The following is a 17,035-nucleotide window of genomic DNA, read 5'->3' as shown; positions in this document are numbered from 1 at the left end:
TGGAGAAGTGGCAGAGAGGCCGAATGCGCTCCCCTGCTAAGGGAGTATCCGGGCTAAAACTTGGATCGAGGGTTCAAATCCCTCCTTCTCCGCCATTTTTTTTTAATAAAGAAAATGAGTAAATATGCATCTGTAGCTCAATTGGATAGAGCGTCTGACTACGGATCAGAAGGTTATGGGTTCAACTCCTGTCAGGTGCGCCATTTTATAAAAATAATACAGTATTTACATAGTTTGAAGAGATTTAAAAATACCTTTGAAGATATTTTGGGGGTGTTTTTAAATCTCTTCATTTTTTTATTTTTCAAGCATTTCTATTAATTTATATTAAATCCCATTTAAAAAATAGAAATTATATTTTATTTATTTTTTTATGGCAAAGGATCAAGACCTCATGTTAAATAGAATTTATAATAAATCTATTGTTTTAATGGGGAATAGTATTATCTCCATTTTTGTCATTTTCTACTATATTTTTTGTAATTTTAAGTAATTTTTATATCTAAAATTTAGTTACATATTTTTTTTAAATTAAAGATATTTATTTTTCTTATTTACAAATACATCGTAACTTATTTCTGATTACTAAAAAGTATTTTTTAAAATTTTTTCTAGAAAATGCAAAAAAATATGGTAAAATAATAATGTGAAACATTTCTTCAAATTGGACACAAAAAGAAAACTAAAACTAGATTAAAGAAATGATAGCATAAGATATACAAGAATACTAAGTACATAATAAATTTAAAGAGGGTTAATTTTGGTTTCAAAAAATAAAAAGATGGAGGAATCAAAATGAAAAAATTATTTATAATTTTGACGTTAGCATTTGTTAGTGCTAATACATTTGCTGAAACATTGCATTTCAAAAATTGTAAGGAAGCTAGATCGAAAGGGTATAAAAACATCAAAAAGGGTGAACCTGGATATGCAAGACATTTAGACAGGGATAGAGATGGAGTTGCCTGTGAAAGCAAATAATTTATAAAATATAAATGTGATAATGAAAAAAGATGGAAAAAAATGGAAAGTCGATGATCAAAATAAAGATTTATTTGAAATACTTACTTTGGGGTTTTCAAAATTAGCGGATAGTATGAATGGAATATCTGAGCAAAAATAATCCTCTAATTGTTGAATAGAAATTTTTTATATTATAAAAATCAAGAATAGGAGGCTGTCTCATAATTCAAAAATAATTTTACTAACATAAATATTATATATTTTAAAAATCAATAGATATTATTTTTATTGACTCTATAAATATAGATTTATGATTTAGGAATTTTATTTATTTTGTGAAACGGCCCCTTTTTTTACTATTTCTATAATTTTATTTTCTTTGACAATATATTTTTTTTGTAGTAAAATTTACGCATTGAAAAAGTTTTGATTATTTTTAGAAGAAATTTTAATTTGAGATTTAGGAGGAAAAATGAAAAAAAGGACATTAGTTTTAGTGTCGCTAGTATTTACAATTTTAATATTTTTTATAGCTTGTGGGAAAAAAGATGCGAAAAATTTAAATACAAAAACAGGTAAAAAATATATTATTGCAGTAGATTTGATTTATCCGCCGTTTTCTTTTAAGGAGAATAATGTGGATAAGGGAATTGATGTGGATTTGATGAAGGCGGTGGCGAAAACTCAAGGATTTGAAGTGGAAATTCATCCGATGGATTTTGGTGGAATTATTCCTGCGATGGAATCTGGACAAATTGATGGTGCGATTGCGGGAGCGAATATTACAGAGGAAAGAAAAAAAGTTGTAGATTTTTCTGATCCATATTACGATACAGGAATTGTTGCGATAGTTCATAAAGATAATAACACAATAAAAACTGGAAAAGATTTGGTTGGAAAAAGACTTGCGGTTAAAAGTGGAACTGCAGGAGAAAGATATGTTCAAGAAAATTTGAAAGGGAAATCTGAAGTAAGAATTTATGATGATACAGTTTCAATGTTAAAGGCGGTTGAAAATAAACAGGCTGACGCGGGATTTGAAGATTTGCCAGTAGTTTTGTATACTTTAAATCAAGATCCAGATACGCAGCTAAAAGTTGGAACTGGGAAGTTGACAAATGTTGGAAACGGATTTATGGTAAAGAAAGGGACTCACAAAGAGTTGCTGGAAGAATTTAACAAAGGTTTGAAGACTTTAAGAAAAAATGGCGAATATCAAAAAATTGTGGATAGATACACTAAAGGTGGTAAAACTGCTGAAAAAGGCGGAATTGCTGGAGTTATTGATTCTTACAGGGGAATTTTGACTGGTTACGGACTAAAGTTTTTAAGAGGACTTGCAGTTACTATTTATATCACAGTTGTTTCATTGTTTTTTGCAACATTGATTGGTTTAGGGATAGGATATTTAAATTTTGTGCCGACAGATAAAAAAGGTTTTCATTCTAAAATGATAAAAGTTTCGCAATTTTTAGGAAAAGAATATATTGATTTAATAAGAGGAACGCCACTTATGGTTCAGACAATATTCTTTTATTTTGGAGTTGTGCCATTACTTCCAAAACTTTTAAAATTGATATTTCATTTGAGCAGTGAGCCAGGAATGCTGTCTCCTGAAGTTTCTGGAATAATTATAATTGCATTAAATGCTGGAGCATTTTTAGCTGAAATTTTTAGAGGCGGAATACAGGCGATTGACAAAGGACAAATGGAAGCGGCTAGAAGTTTGGGGCTTTCTTTTAACAAGTCGATGACCAAAGTAATTTTGCCACAGGCTATTAAAAATATGATTCCTGCCATTTTAAATCAGTTTATAAGTTCATTAAAAGATACTTCCTTATTAGTTGTAATTGGAGTGGCAGATTTGATGAAAGAAGGGCAAGTTGCTTATAAAACTAATTTTAAAACATTTGAAACGATGCTTATAGTTGCGGCAATTTACTATATAGTAATTAAATTATTGTCTAAATTGTTCAAGAAAGTGGAGGATAAGTTAAAAGTATGATTAAAGTAGAAAATTTGAAAAAAAAGTATGGAGATAATGTTGTTTTAAAAGATATAAGCCTTTATGTAGAAAAAGGGGAAGCGATAAGTGTGATTGGACCGTCAGGTTCGGGGAAAAGTACATTTTTAAGATGTATAAATGGGCTTGAAGAATTATCTGGCGGACATATTTGCGTGGATGAATTTGACCTTGCGGATAAAAATTTGAACATTGACAAATTTCGTGAAAAAGTTGGAATGGTTTTTCAAAATTTTAATTTATTTCCACATTTAACAGTTTTGCAAAACATAACTTTAGCTCCAGTAACACTAAAAAAAATGAGAAAGTCAGAAGCTGAAAAATTTGGAAAAGAACTGCTTGAAAAAGTTGGACTTTTAGATAAAGCTGATGTTTATCCATCAAGTTTATCTGGTGGGCAAAAGCAAAGAGTGGCAATTGCAAGAGCTCTCGCTATGAAACCAGAGGCGTTATTGTTTGATGAGCCAACAAGTGCATTAGACCCTGAGATGGTTGGAGAAGTTTTGAAAGTTATGAAGGATTTGGCTAAAGAAGGAATGACAATGATTGTCGTAACGCATGAAATGGGTTTTGCAAGGGAAGTTTGTGACAGAGTCATTTTTATGGCTGATGGTGAAATTGTGGAGCAGGGAAAACCTGAAGAAGTGTTTTTGAATCCAAAAAATGAGAGAACTAAGAATTTTTTGAAGGTATTGTAATATTATTCCCCATTTAAAAGTAAATATTAGGTTAAAAATATTTATAATATATTCGTTATTCAAATTGGGGTTAGTATAAAAATAGATAACTATGTAAATTTTAGAATATTTGTTTTATCAAATTCCAAATACATAATAGTTTCAAAACAAGTCTAATATTGTTTCTTATATTAATAAAAAAATTACTGAGTCTTCTTTTGGTAAAGAATTATTCAAATCTCAAACATAGTTTTCTTTTTTATATAATTTTATATTTTTATAAAATAATTAGAATATAATTTTTGTTATTTTAAATCAATATTATTATTAATTTTTTTATAAAAAATAAAATTAACAAAGTTAATTATTGGTAAATTCAAAACAAAAATCATAAAAAGTTTAGTTACAATAATACTAAGTTTTTTTAAAGAATAATAAATGTTAGATAATATGTTAATATAATTTTTTTATAAAAAACACTAATTATGAAGGGAATTTAATAATGGATCAAAATAATAATAAATTAAGAACTGTTCTTATAACAATTATAATTATTTTAATAATAGGGACAGCTTTTAGCATAGGATTTTATATTTTTACTGTTCAAAGTAAAATACAAAAGATGGAAAAGGAAAATGGGGAAAAGCCCAATATAGAGCAGGACTCTAATATGATTTCAATAAAATCTGTAAAGCCAGAAGTCAACAATAATCAAGAGGGAAAAACATACAGTAGCAATACTCAAAATAAACCAAAAACATTGTATGAAAATGCAATGATAAATAGAATGGCATCAGTTGAAAATGAATTAAATAGCTATACACTTGATAATACTTCTTCTTGTGATGAATATGTAAGTTATCGTGTATCTTTACATAACAAATGGGATAATGAATTAAATCAAATATATAAACTGCTAATGTCAAGCTATCCAGATTCACAAAAGAAATCTCTTAAAGATGAGGAAATAGCTTGGATAAAGGATCGTCAAAGAACAATGGATAGAATAAGAAGTGAAGCATCAGATGATTGTTCTGCAAATATAGAAATTGAGAATGGAGAAATCGATACAATAAAAGCAAGAGCAATAGAATTGGCAGAAAAATATGATAAATTGAATTAGTGGAGTTGATAGAGAAATGAAAATTTTTAACTGGAAGTCAGACGAAAAAGCTAAATCTAATAATGAGTTTGTAGAAGAGGATGAATTTGAAAAAACTGGAATGCCAGAAGAAGAAACCAAACAGGAAAATAAACCTGAACAGGTGGAAGAAATAAGAGATGAAAAAATGGATAAACCTATGGATGAAGAAAATGAAAAGGAAGAATATAAAGAAGAATTAGAATCAGAAATTCCTGAACAAGAGGAAATAAATAAGAATGATGATAGTAGAAGTGATAAAAATAAATTAGAAAAAATTTTGGAAAATATAGAAGATGTTAATGGAAAAATTGAAATGTTAAATGATTTATTTTTGAAAAAAATTCAAAGTATTGAATTTGAAAAAAAGACTACTGATAAACTTTATAAAGAACTTCAGGAGTATAAGAATGATATGTTTTTTCAGCTTATAAAACCAATTGTAATGAGCTTGATAAATATAAGAGAGAGTATGAAAAAAAATTTGAAAAGTTTTAGTGGAATGTCAGAAGAAGAAAAATCAGAAATGTTTCAAAGTTATATAGAAGAAATGGAAATTATCCTAGAAAATAATGATATAGAAATTTATGAAACAGATATAGAAAATGATAGTTATGTAGATGTAAAAAAACAAAAAATAATAAAAAAAATAGAGACACCTTATGAACAGTTGCATGGAAAAATAGAAAATATTTTAAGTAGCGGATATAAATATAAAGATAAGATTATTTCACCAGAAAAAGTAGAAGTAAATATTTATAAAAAACCAAAAGAAGATTTGAAGGGAGAATAAAATGTCAAAATATGTATTTGGAATTGATTTGGGAACGACATATTCATGTATAGCACGTGTTGATGATACTGCAAGAGCGGAAGTAATCAAAAACAATGAAGGTGAGAATATTACACCATCTGTAGTTGCATTTGAAGGAGATAATGTAATTGTTGGAAATGATGCAAAGGCTGAAGCAGTTTTGAATCCAGACACAACTTCTATGTTAGTAAAAACATTAATGGGGAAAACAGATTTTGCAATTAGATATAATTATGAAGATAAGACTCCAGAAGAAATATCATCATATATTTTAAGAAAATTAGCAAAAGATGCTTCAGAACAGCTAGGAGTGGAAGTTAAAGATGTCGTAATAACTTGTCCAGCCTATTTTGGTACAGCAGAACGAACAGCAACCAAAAATGCAGGAATAATAGCAGGATTAAATGTGTTGGAAATTATAAGTGAACCTACAGCAGCAGCATTATATTACGGATGTGCAAAGGAGCAAAATGAAAAGACAATTTTGATATATGACCTTGGTGGAGGAACATTTGATGTTACAATTATGAGAATAAGTTCTGATAAAATTGAAGTTATTTGCTCAGATGGAGATCATGATTTAGGTGGAAGAAACTGGGATGAAGTTTTAATAAGATATTTAGCTAATCAATTTACAGAAAATGTTGGAGCTGAAGTTGAATTTGATGAATATGCAATACAAGATTTGAGATTAAAGGCTGAAAAGATGAAAAAACAGCTGACTTCAAAAAATCAAGCTAGTGATATGCTGGAAGTAAATGGGAAAAGATCAAAAATTTCTGTAACAAGAGAAAAATTTGATGAAATAACTTCTACATTGCTTTATGAAACTTTAAATAAGACGAAGGAAGCTATTGAGGTGGCTAAAAATAAAGGATACCAAAAAATTGATGAAATACTTTTAGTTGGTGGTTCTACAAGAATGCCGCAAGTAAAAAGCATGTTGACAGAAAACTTCAAAGAATCTGAAATAAAAATTCTTGAGCCAGATGAAGCTGTTGCCAAAGGAGCCGCTATTCATGCTGTAAATGTTTACGTAAATAATCAAAAGAGTCTTGCAGGTCATGATTTTAATTCTGATGAGGAAGTGAAAGTATCAGTTAATGGAGATGAAAAGGAATTAAGTGCAAGTGATTATAAGGAAGATTTGTCAGTATCGCCTGAAATGATGAGTATTGGTGGAGCTGCTAGACAAATTGTAATAGCTACAACGAAAAGTTTTGCAATAAAGATAATTCATAACAATGAAGAAAAATGTTACAATATGATAGTAAAAAATGAACCTATGAATAATGGATTTGTAACTGTTTCTCAAATTTTTGGAACTAATGTCAATAATCAGAGTACAGCAAATATAGAGATTTATGAAAATGATTATATGGATGAATATTTTAATGTTGATGATGATTTAAAAATTGGGGAAGCAATATTGGAACTTCCTGCGGGACTTTCACAAGGGGCACCAATTGAAGTTACATTGAAATTGAATAAAGAAGGAATCCTGGATGTTAAAGGAGTAGATAAAACTGGAAATAGAGAAGTAAATGTAAGAATGGAAACAAAAGGTGTAATGTCAGAAGAAGAATTAGAAAAAATAAAACGACGTTCACAAGGAATAGTAGTTCTATAAGTTCCAGTTAATTAATGGCTTATTCAATAATTTTATAATTTTAAAAAATTTGGTAAAGGGTCTTTTGTTTTTGAAAATAGAAGTAGTTTTTGAATAAGTTAAATTTATAAGTTACAACTAAACGTAATTAAAATTACTCAAATTTCTTTTATTAATTCTGTTTTATATTTTTTGAAAAATTATAAATGTAATTTAGAGAAGTTTGAGTATATTTTAATTGGGAAAAATATTTTCAAGAAATCATGGGAGAAAAGAAATGGCAGATAGAAATAGAATTGAATATAACTGGTATGAAATACTTGGATTGGAATATTATCCAGTAGCAGAAGAAAATGAACTTAGAATAAGAGATAAAATAGAGGAAAAAAGAAAAGAATGGCTAAGAAAAGAAACCGATCCGTTAAATGGGACAAAATATAAAAATTATGGTGAACTTCTAAAACATGGCGTAATAGAAAGAGATATGTTCGACAGCATAAAAAGAAGAGAATTAATACTAGATGCACAAAATAAGTTATTTGAGCCAATAGATAAATTTTTGAAGTATTTTGAAGGAAGTATAATTACATCGAAAAAAATAAAAGAAATAGCTAGCAAGACTAAAAGAGAAGAAGGATTGATAAAAAAAAGAATTGAAGAAAATGGTAAAATAGAATTGTATGATGAAAAAGTATACAAAAACTATTGTGAGTATATTAATAGAAAATATGAATTTCTGACAGTTGAGCAAAATCTGAAAATATTGAACAAAAATGATTTATATGAATTTCTTGATTCTGAAAATATAGATGTGGAAAGATTGAGCGTAGAGGGAATTGTTGGAGCAATTAGAGAAAGAAGAAAAGATTTGATTAAGTCTGATAATGAAACTTCAGCTAAGAAAAAATTATTTACTGAATGTGAAAAGATATTTGGAAATAATGGAAAGAGGAATGAATATAATGAATATTTGAAATATTTAAAATACATAAATGTAAAAAAAGAATTGGAAGAAATAAAAGCAATTTATGAAGTTACTGATAAACAAATTTCAAATGATAAAAGTGACAATTTTAATAATATAAAAAATATATTGAATAGCGAAAGGGAAGCAAAAAATATATTTATAGGATTTTGTGAAGCAAATAAAATACCTTATAATATTTCAAAAAGCTCAAATAATACAAACAGACCACAAAATACATATAGAAATGATAATAATGAGCCCAAAAGATTAAGTGAAGCTGCATGTGAAAGGGCTTTAAATGCTATAGAAAATTTTAGATTTAACGAAGCATTAAAATGTTTGGATGAGGCAAAGTATTATTGGCCAGGAAATCCACGGATAGAGATGATAAGAAAAAGAATGAATGAAAAAGCTGGAGCAAATTCTAATAATAATTATGCTAATAATAGTCAAAATAGAAATAATTACAATAATCCAAATGGAAATGCTGCTGCTAATAATAATAGCGGGACTAATGCTATATTAATAGTTATCGGAGTAATACTTTTTATAATAATGGCAGTTATGATATTTTTAACAATGAAAAATTTATTACCAAATTTTTCTAAGAATAATTATTCATCAGAAAGAACTCAAAGTGGAGATAATTACTCGAAAGAAAAGAGTCTGGCTTCAGAAAACAATGAAAATACCGTACCACCTGTAGATCCTAATCATGAAACAATAAATGGATATACTTATTTAAAAGATGATGGAAAAGGATCAACATTTTCAAGAAGAGATCTTGGATATGAAGAAGGAATGATAGGTGTGAGTGATAATTCATCTGCTTATGAAAATATTAAAACAGAATATTGTAATGCAGTTAATGAGATTGAAAAAGTTGACAAAGGTATAGTTCCTGGAACAGATATTCCATTTAGACAGGCTACATATACAGAAATTGACGATGCATATAAGGAATACTTACAGAAAATAGCACAAATGAGACAAGTCGTTTTCTTGTTAAATAATGGGAATGACAGTGTAATAGAGCCAGAATCTGGATGCTTTTATAAAGGAACTCGTTGGAATACGGCAAATTCCAAGTACAAAACAAAACAATTTGAAAGAGATGAAATAGTTGATTATTATAATAACTATGGGAATCAATATTAAATAAAAGTGTTCGTAATTTTATTTGAATAGATAGTATTTAAAGAAATTTGAGTATACTTTAATTAGAAAAAATATTTTAGATAAATATTTAGTAATGAATTAAAGGAGAAAAAGAGATGTCAGATGGAAATAAAATTGAATATAACTGGTATGAAATACTTGGACTGGAGTATTATCCAGCTGCTGAAGAAAATCAAGAGAAAATAAAAGCTAGAATAGAGGAAAAAAGAAGGGAATGGCTAAGAAAAGAAACAGATCCTTTAAATGGTACAAAATATAAAAATTATGGTGAACTTCTAAAACATGGCATAATAGAAAGAGATATGTTCGACGGCATAAAAAGAAGAGAATTAATACTAGATGCACAAAATAAGTTATTTGAACCGATAGATAAATTTTTAAAATTTTTTGAAGGAAGTATAATTACATCAGAAAAAATACAAGAGATAGCAAATAGGACCAAGAGAAAAGAAGATTTGATAAAAAAAAGAATCGAAGAAAATGGTAAAATAGAATTGTATGATGAAAAAGTATACAAAAACTATTGTGAGTGTATTAATAGAAAATATGAATTTTTGACAGTTGGACAAAATTTGAAAATATTGGATAAAAAGGATTTGTACGAATTTTTGAACTCTGAAAATATAAATGTGATAAACTTGAATGAAGAAGAAATTATTGAGGTGATTAAAGAAAAAAGAAAAGATTTGATTAAGTCTGATAATGAAACTTCAGCTAAGAAAAAATTGTTTACTGAATGTGAAAAAATATTTGGAAATAGTGGAAAAAGAAATGAATATGATAAATATCTGGAATATTTAAAATATATAAAAGTAAAAAAAGAATTGGAAGAAATAAAAGCAATTTATGAAGTTACTGATAAACAAATTTCAAATGATAAAAGTGACAATTTTAATAATATAAAAAATATATTGAATAGCGAAAGGGAAGCAAAAAATATATTTATAGGATTTTGTGAAGCAAATAAAATACCTTATAATATTTCAAAAAGCTCAAATAATACAAACAGACCACAAAATACATATAGAAATGATAATAATGAGCCCAAAAGATTAAGTGAAGCTGCATGTGAAAGGGCTTTAAATGCTATAGAAAATTTTAGATTTAACGAAGCATTAAAATGTTTGGATGAGGCAAAGTATTATTGGCCAGGAAATCCACGGATAGAGATGATAAGAAAAAGAATGAATGAAAAAGCTGGAGCAAATTCTAATAATAATTATGCTAATAATAGTCAAAATAGAAATAATTACAATAATCCAAATGGAAATGCTGCTGCTAATAATAATAGCGGGACTAATGCTATATTAATAGTTATCGGAGTAATACTTTTTATAATAATGGCAGTTATGATATTTTTAACAATGAAAAATTTATTACCAAATTTTTCTAAGAATAATTATTCATCAGAAAGAACTCAAAGTGGAGATAATTACTCGAAAGAAAAGAGTCTGGCTTCAGAAAACAATGAAAATACCGTACCACCTGTAGATCCTAATCATGAAACAATAAATGGATATACTTATTTAAAAGATGATGGAAAAGGATCAACATTTTCAAGAAGAGATCTTGGATATGAAGAAGGAATGATAGGTGTGAGTGATAATTCATCTGCTTATGAAAATATTAAAACAGAATATTGTAATGCAGTTAATGAGATTGAAAAAGTTGACAAAGGTATAGTTCCTGGAACAGATATTCCATTTAGACAGGCTACATATACAGAAGTTGATGATGCTTATCGAGAATATTTACAGAAAATTGCACAGATTAGACAAGTAGTAATTTTAGCAATAGCAAATGAGGATATGGAAAATGAAGCAGGTTGTTATTATAAAGGAACTCATTGGAATAATGCAAATTCGCAGTATAAAGCAAAACAATTTTACAATGATGAAATAGATAATTATTATAATAGTCATAGTAATCAATATTAAGAATAAGAGAATTTATAAATGTATATACAAGTTTATTTGGAGATTTATTGCTGTATTAGTACTCAAAAATTGTATTTTTTACTTTACCTAAAAAAATTTTTATTTGACTTATATTTTCTAGCATTGTATAATAAACTTATGTTCATAAAAGTGGAGAGTTAAAAAACTGAGCCATAAATAAAAAATACATAAAAGAAAGAGGTGAAAATTTATGGAAAATGCTATGAAAAGCTTTGGAGAAAATGTCTTTAGAGACAGTAATCTTAAAAAAAGAGTTTCCAAGGCTGTTTTCAAAGAGTTTAAAGCATCGCAGCTTGGGGAGATGGAGTTGTCAAAAGAGACTGCTGAAGTTATTGCAAATGCTATAAAGGACTGGGCAACTAAAAGAGGAGCAACTCACTACTGCCACTGGTTTCAGCCATTAACAGACTTAACAGCTGAAAAACACGATTCATTTTTGGAACCAACTGAAAGTGAAGAATTAATTTATAAATTTTCAGGAAGCAATCTGATAAAAGGTGAACCTGACGCCTCATCATTTCCGAATGGTGGACTTCGTAGCACATTTGAAGCAAGAGGATACACTATTTGGGACACAAGTTCATATCCATTTATAAGAGAAAATAAAAATGGAGTTACATTATATATTCCAACTGCATTCATTTCATTTACAGGTGAAGCACTAGATAAAAAAGTTCCTTTGTTAAGAACAATGAAATATATAAGTGAACAGTCTTTAAGAGTTCTAAGAGCATTAGGGAATACAACCTCAAAACATGTATTTAATACACTTGGAGTAGAACAAGAATATTTTTTAGTAAAAAAAGAGCTATTTGAAAAAAGAGATGACTTACTTCTTACTGGTAGAACTCTGTTTGGAGCTCCAGCACCAAAAGGTCAAGAATTAAATGATCATTATTTTGGAAAAATTAAAGATAAAGTAATTAACTTTATGAGTGATGTTGATGTAGAATTGTGGAAATTAGGAGTTCCGTCAAAAACTAGACATAATGAAGTTGCACCAAATCAATTTGAAGTAGCTCCATTATTTTCAGTAGCAAATCTGGCTTCAGACCAGAACCAGATTATAATGGAAACAATTGAAAAAACTGCATTAAAACATGGATTAGTCGCATTGCTTCACGAAAAACCTTTTGACGGAGTAAATGGTTCAGGAAAACATAACAACTGGTCACTTGGAACAGATGACGGAAAAAATTTATTCAGTCCTGGAAAAGATCCTAAGACAAATACAGAATTTTTAATTTTTACATCTGCAGTAATTGAAGCTGTTGACAGATACTATCCAATGTTAAGATATGCGACTGCAACTGCAACAAACGACCATAGACTTGGAGGACATGAAGCACCTCCAGCAATTATTTCAATTTTCTTAGGTGAAGAATTAACAACAATTTTAGATAATATTGCCAACAAAAAAGATGCACCTGTGTCAGAAGCTTCAGAAGTAAACTTGTCAGTTGACGTACTTCCAACATTTAGTATGGATTCAGGAGATAGAAACAGAACTTCACCATTTGCATTTACTGGAAACAAATTTGAATTTAGAATGCCAGGTTCAAGCTCAACTCCAGCAACAACAGCGGCAGTAATTAATGCAGCAGTTGGAAAAGTTTTGTCTGAATATGCTGACAAATTGGAAAAGGCAACAGAAAAGACATTACCAAAAGCAATAAATGAAATTATTGCAAATGCTTATAAAAAGCATCACAGAATTATCTTTAATGGAAACGGATACAGTGAAGAATGGGTTAAAGAAGCCAAGAGAAGAGGGCTTACAAACGAAGTTTCTGCAAACACAGCACTTAGAAAAATGGTTGACCCAGAAATTCTAAAATTAGTAAATGAAATAGGAATGCTTTCAGAACAAGAATCAGAAGCAAGATACAATGCCTATGCTGAAAGATACGTAAAACAGCTTAGTATCGAATCAAGAACATTAATTGATATTGTAAATAAAAATATTTTATCATCTGGATTAAAATATGCGGATTTATTAGCTGATCATATTGAAAAAAATTCAAAATATGGAAAAGCACTTATTAAAGAACAGGAAGAAATATTAAAAGATTTATTATTAAATATTATGACTTTGAGAAAAGAAGTAAAATCGCTTGAAAAAGAAATTAACATAGTTAAAAATGAAAAAAATCTTGCAGTACAGACAGACTTGGCAAAAGAAAAATTAGTAGCAGGACTGGAAGCATTGAGAGTTCCTTGTGATAATTTAGAAAAAATTATTAGTAAGGAATATTGGGATTTTCCAACTTATACGGATTTATTGTTTAAATTATAAACTAAATTATGGAAAGAGCAGGGATTTTATAAGTCCTTGCCTTGTTTAATTTATAAATTTAAAGGCTGTATTGAGAAAGTTAGATTTTTGTTAGATGATATTTACAAAATTATCAAATTAAGTTTAAAAAATAATAAATAAAAGGAAGGGATTGAAAAATGATTTTTTTAAAATCGTTGGGAAGTATTTTTCCCATCATTGTTATGATTGCAATTGGTTATATTTTGAAAAAAAGACACTGGTTTCATCATACATTTAGTGAAAATGTGTCAAAACTTATAACAAATGTGGCTTTGCCTTGTTCAATATTTTATTCAGTTTTAAAATATTTAAATATGGATGCTCTAAAGGAAGTGTCAAATCGTTTGATTTTTACATTTGCTTCAGTGATTATTGGATATGTTGCAGCTTTTGTAGTTATAAAAATAGTCAAAATGCGAGATGGAAGACGTGGGGTATTTTATAATGCCGTAGTTAATGCAAATACAATATTTATTGGACTTCCGCTGAATATGGCTCTTTTTGGAGAAGCAGCTTCAAAGTACTATTTAATGTATTACATTACTAATACAGTGTCAATATGGACTTTGGGATATATGCTTTTGGCAAATGACCCAGCTAGCGGAGGAAGCAAAGATGGAAAAGGTGGATTTAATTTAAAAAAATTATTGTCGCCACCACTTATTGCCTTTGTTATTGCCTTTATTGTGCTTCTTTCAGGAATAAAAGTTATGACTCCAATTGTGGAAACTACTAAATATCTTGGAAGTATTGTAACACCACTTGCTTTACTATATATTGGGATTGTGTTGGCAGATGCGGGTCTTCATAGTATTAAATTTGATTTGGATACAAATTTAGCTTTACTTGGAAGATTTGTATTTTCTTCAATTGTTATGATTTTACTTTTAAAAATTGCGGGACATTATGTGCATTTAAATGATTTGGAAGTAAAAACTTTTGTAATTCAGTCAGCAGCACCTGTGTTTGCAGCATTGCCTATTTTAGTAAATGAAACTGATGGAGATATTGGATATTCTACAAATGTAGTTACTACAAGTACTATTTTATTTATATTAGTTGTACCAATTTTAATGAGTATACTTAATGTAATTCATATTTAATTTAATTTAAAATTTAGAAAATCATTAATTTGATTTTCTTTTTTAGTGATTAAAGTATTAATTAAACTTATACTATAATAAATCTGATTTAGAACTGAGCTCAAAAGTTATGACTATTTTATTCAAACCCCAAAGTTTAATATTTTTTTAACAGTCCAATTTTAAATAGAATTGAGTATATTTTCCGTTTAAATAGCAGATTGTTAAAGGATTAAGAACTCTTGTAAAAATAAATAAAATATAATTTTTGTTATTCAAATAGTAGTGCTGCCTGTATTATTAACCTTGAAATTAATAATAAAATATGGTAAACTCTTACTAAAGAATATAAGTTTGAATAAAATAATTATAACCTTTGAGTTTGATTTAAGAATAATTTTAGTATAGTAATTACAGATTTTAGGAGGAGAAGTGAAAAAATTAATAATAATACTTGCTTTATTAGTATCAGGAATTTCATTTTCAAGCACAAATGCAGATACGAAAAAAAATATGTGTAAGTGGATTAAAAATCCAAATATTTATGTATCTAAAGAAATTGAGCTTATAAGTCATTCACAATTAAATGGAAATATTTATTGTGATGTTGAAAATGATTATATGACATATTACGTTGGAATAGGTAATATGGAAATTGGATTAGTTTACAATTTTAAGGAAAGAAAAGAACTTTCTTATGAAAATATTTTTAATATATTAGGTGATTTTCAATCTGACATCTTAAAATTGCTACCTAATAACATACCAGAAAAATACGAAAAAAATAAACCTAGATATTATACTTTTAGACTTTATGTTTACGATGCTAAGAGAAAAGATATATTTATGCTGTTTAAATATATTTTTGACACTAGTAAGCCTGATGGAGATTGGAAAATTTATTATAACAACGAAATCTTTTCAAAAACAAGTGAAAATATGCAACGAGTTTTGAAAAATGCTGGATATCTTCCAACAGAAGATATTGTGTATTAATTAAGGGGATTTATGGAACTAATTTTAGAAGAAGATATAAGATACAAGACAAGAATAAATGATTTTGGAGTTGAGCCTATAAATAAGCGAATTATAACGACAGGAGAAAAGTTAATATATTTTAATAAGAAAAAATTTGAGAAAGAAAGTGGCGGAAAAGTAAAAAATTGTGAAGTTATAAAATATATAAAAGAAAAAAATCAATTATTTGTTTCTAGTATATTTTTTGTTTCTACTCCAAACGGGAAAGTATATAAATGTGATGGGAATAAAAAAAAAATAGTAGAATTAGTCTTTGATATGGGAGATATAATCCAAGTAATGAATTTTATAACAAGTGGAAGAATTGTATATATAAGAGATAATATTCTTTTTTCTTATGATGTCTATACAAAAGAACTAATTTCTACAAAACTTTCCAAATGTAAAAAAAGTGGAGATTATAAAATATTTACAAGTGGAGAAAACGTTATAATTAAATTTAGGGAAAATCATAAGCAAATAAACATAATAAGTATCTTTGAAAACAGATTAAAAAAAATACTTGAATTAAAAACAGAAAATAATCACACATACTCAAAAATAGTTGGACTTCAGTATTTTGCAGGAACAGAAGATGGTGAGGTTGAAATATGGAATATTTTGGATCGGGAGCTTTATAATTCAATAAAAATTTCTGATAAAAAAATAACATATATTGAAGAATTTGAAGGAAAATATTTTATCGGACTTGAAAATGGAGAATTGATAATTACAGATGTAAAATTTAATATTTTAAAACAGGAAAAAATATTAAAAGAAAGAATTGTGAAAATTTGTGTTATTGAAAATGAAATTTATGTAATGGGATGTGAAAACGAAAATAGAATAGTGAAATATAGAATAGCTTTGTAAAATTGTTATATTAAAAAATCTTTTTTGATTCTTTTTTCAAAATATTTATCAATTGATTTTTTCTGCTTTTTCTAAATATTCATGAATTTTGTTTAGTTTAGGAAGATAAAAAATTAAATTCACAGTTATTAATTTAACTGTGTTTTTTCTTTTTTTAGTAAGAGATGATATTTCTACTTTTCAAATAGAGTTTAACATCAAAACTATTAACTTTTAACACTTTTCTTTTTAGATTTGAACTTTGGAAACTTTGCTCTCTTTTGAAAAAAATTCGTAAACGATCGCCTTACATTCAATTGAGCATTTGAAAGTGCCAAGCTGTCCACTTCTTTTAGAAATTTATTTTCACTTTTCAAACTAGCAGGTGTAATTATTTTATTTTTTCCAGTTTCTTCATAAAATTTATTCGCAGTAT

12 protein-coding genes, 2 tRNA genes and 1 pseudogene are annotated in these 17,035 nt (G+C 27.7%); 14 read left to right on the top strand and 1 reads right to left on the bottom strand.

The genetic code is table 11. The features are described 5' to 3' along the window. Window position 1 precedes the first annotated feature (1 nt). The 14 genes from ACO409_RS07980 to ACO409_RS07915 all read left to right on the top strand — a co-directional run bounded on the left by ACO409_RS07980 (window position 2) and on the right by ACO409_RS07915 (window position 16,620). A tRNA-Ser gene (locus ACO409_RS07980) sits at window positions 2-95 on the top strand. A gap of 31 nt (window positions 96-126) precedes the next feature. Next, window positions 127-203, top strand: a tRNA-Arg gene (locus ACO409_RS07975). Between the two features lie 592 nt (window positions 204-795). Next, on the top strand, window positions 796-981 hold the full coding sequence (locus ACO409_RS07970; protein ID WP_485556254.1) for an excalibur calcium-binding domain-containing protein: 186 nt from the start codon (window positions 796-798) through the stop codon (window positions 979-981). A 454-nt stretch (window positions 982-1,435) separates the two neighbouring features. Beyond that, a complete protein-coding gene (locus tag ACO409_RS07965) occupies window positions 1,436-2,968 on the top strand; it encodes an ABC transporter substrate-binding protein/permease (RefSeq protein WP_485556253.1) in 1,533 nt (510 codons plus the stop codon). Next, complete coding sequence (locus tag ACO409_RS07960; protein ID WP_485556252.1) at window positions 2,965-3,684, top strand: amino acid ABC transporter ATP-binding protein; 720 nt, start codon at window positions 2,965-2,967, stop codon at window positions 3,682-3,684. Before ACO409_RS07965 ends, ACO409_RS07960 begins: the two co-directional genes overlap by 4 nt. 481 nt (window positions 3,685-4,165) lie before the next feature. After that, a complete protein-coding gene (locus ACO409_RS07955; RefSeq protein WP_485556251.1) occupies window positions 4,166-4,786 on the top strand; it encodes a lysozyme inhibitor LprI family protein in 621 nt (206 codons plus the stop codon). A 16-nt stretch (window positions 4,787-4,802) separates the two neighbouring features. Then, complete coding sequence (gene grpE / locus ACO409_RS07950; protein WP_485556250.1) at window positions 4,803-5,597, top strand: nucleotide exchange factor GrpE; 795 nt, start codon at window positions 4,803-4,805, stop codon at window positions 5,595-5,597. A 1-nt stretch (window position 5,598) separates the two neighbouring features. Next, window positions 5,599-7,248, top strand: coding sequence for an Hsp70 family protein (locus ACO409_RS07945; protein ID WP_485556249.1), 1,650 nt, complete (start codon window positions 5,599-5,601; stop codon window positions 7,246-7,248). Window positions 7,249-7,504: 256 nt separating this feature from the next. After that, window positions 7,505-9,352: a hypothetical protein gene (locus ACO409_RS07940; protein ID WP_485556248.1), complete on the top strand. Its 1,848-nt coding sequence runs from the start codon at window positions 7,505-7,507 to the stop codon at window positions 9,350-9,352. A gap of 116 nt (window positions 9,353-9,468) precedes the next feature. Continuing rightward, window positions 9,469-11,310 carry a hypothetical protein gene (locus tag ACO409_RS07935; RefSeq protein WP_485556247.1) on the top strand — a complete coding sequence of 614 codons (1,842 nt, stop codon included), beginning with the start codon at window positions 9,469-9,471 and terminating at the stop codon, window positions 11,308-11,310. Window positions 11,311-11,521: 211 nt separating this feature from the next. Further along, window positions 11,522-13,627: a glutamine synthetase III family protein gene (locus ACO409_RS07930; RefSeq protein ID WP_485556246.1), complete on the top strand. Its 2,106-nt coding sequence runs from the start codon at window positions 11,522-11,524 to the stop codon at window positions 13,625-13,627. 158 nt (window positions 13,628-13,785) lie between these two features. Further along, window positions 13,786-14,751, top strand: a complete 966-nt coding sequence (locus tag ACO409_RS07925; protein WP_485556245.1) for an AEC family transporter — start codon at window positions 13,786-13,788, stop codon at window positions 14,749-14,751. A 411-nt stretch (window positions 14,752-15,162) separates the two neighbouring features. After that, entirely contained in the window at window positions 15,163-15,726 is a 564-nt protein-coding gene (locus ACO409_RS07920; RefSeq protein ID WP_485556244.1) for a hypothetical protein, read from the top strand. A gap of 12 nt (window positions 15,727-15,738) precedes the next feature. Next, window positions 15,739-16,620, top strand: a complete 882-nt coding sequence (locus tag ACO409_RS07915; protein WP_485556243.1) for a hypothetical protein — start codon at window positions 15,739-15,741, stop codon at window positions 16,618-16,620. 206 nt (window positions 16,621-16,826) lie between these two features. On the opposite strand, the pseudogene ACO409_RS07910 reads toward ACO409_RS07915, so the two are convergent. After that, window positions 16,827-17,035: pseudogene (locus ACO409_RS07910) on the bottom strand (RNA-guided endonuclease TnpB family protein); the annotation flags it as partial.

Source organism: Leptotrichia sp., from assembly GCF_057270615.1.
The sequence above is the reverse complement of the archived record's forward strand: the minus strand, read 5'-3'. Positions and strand labels throughout refer to the sequence as shown.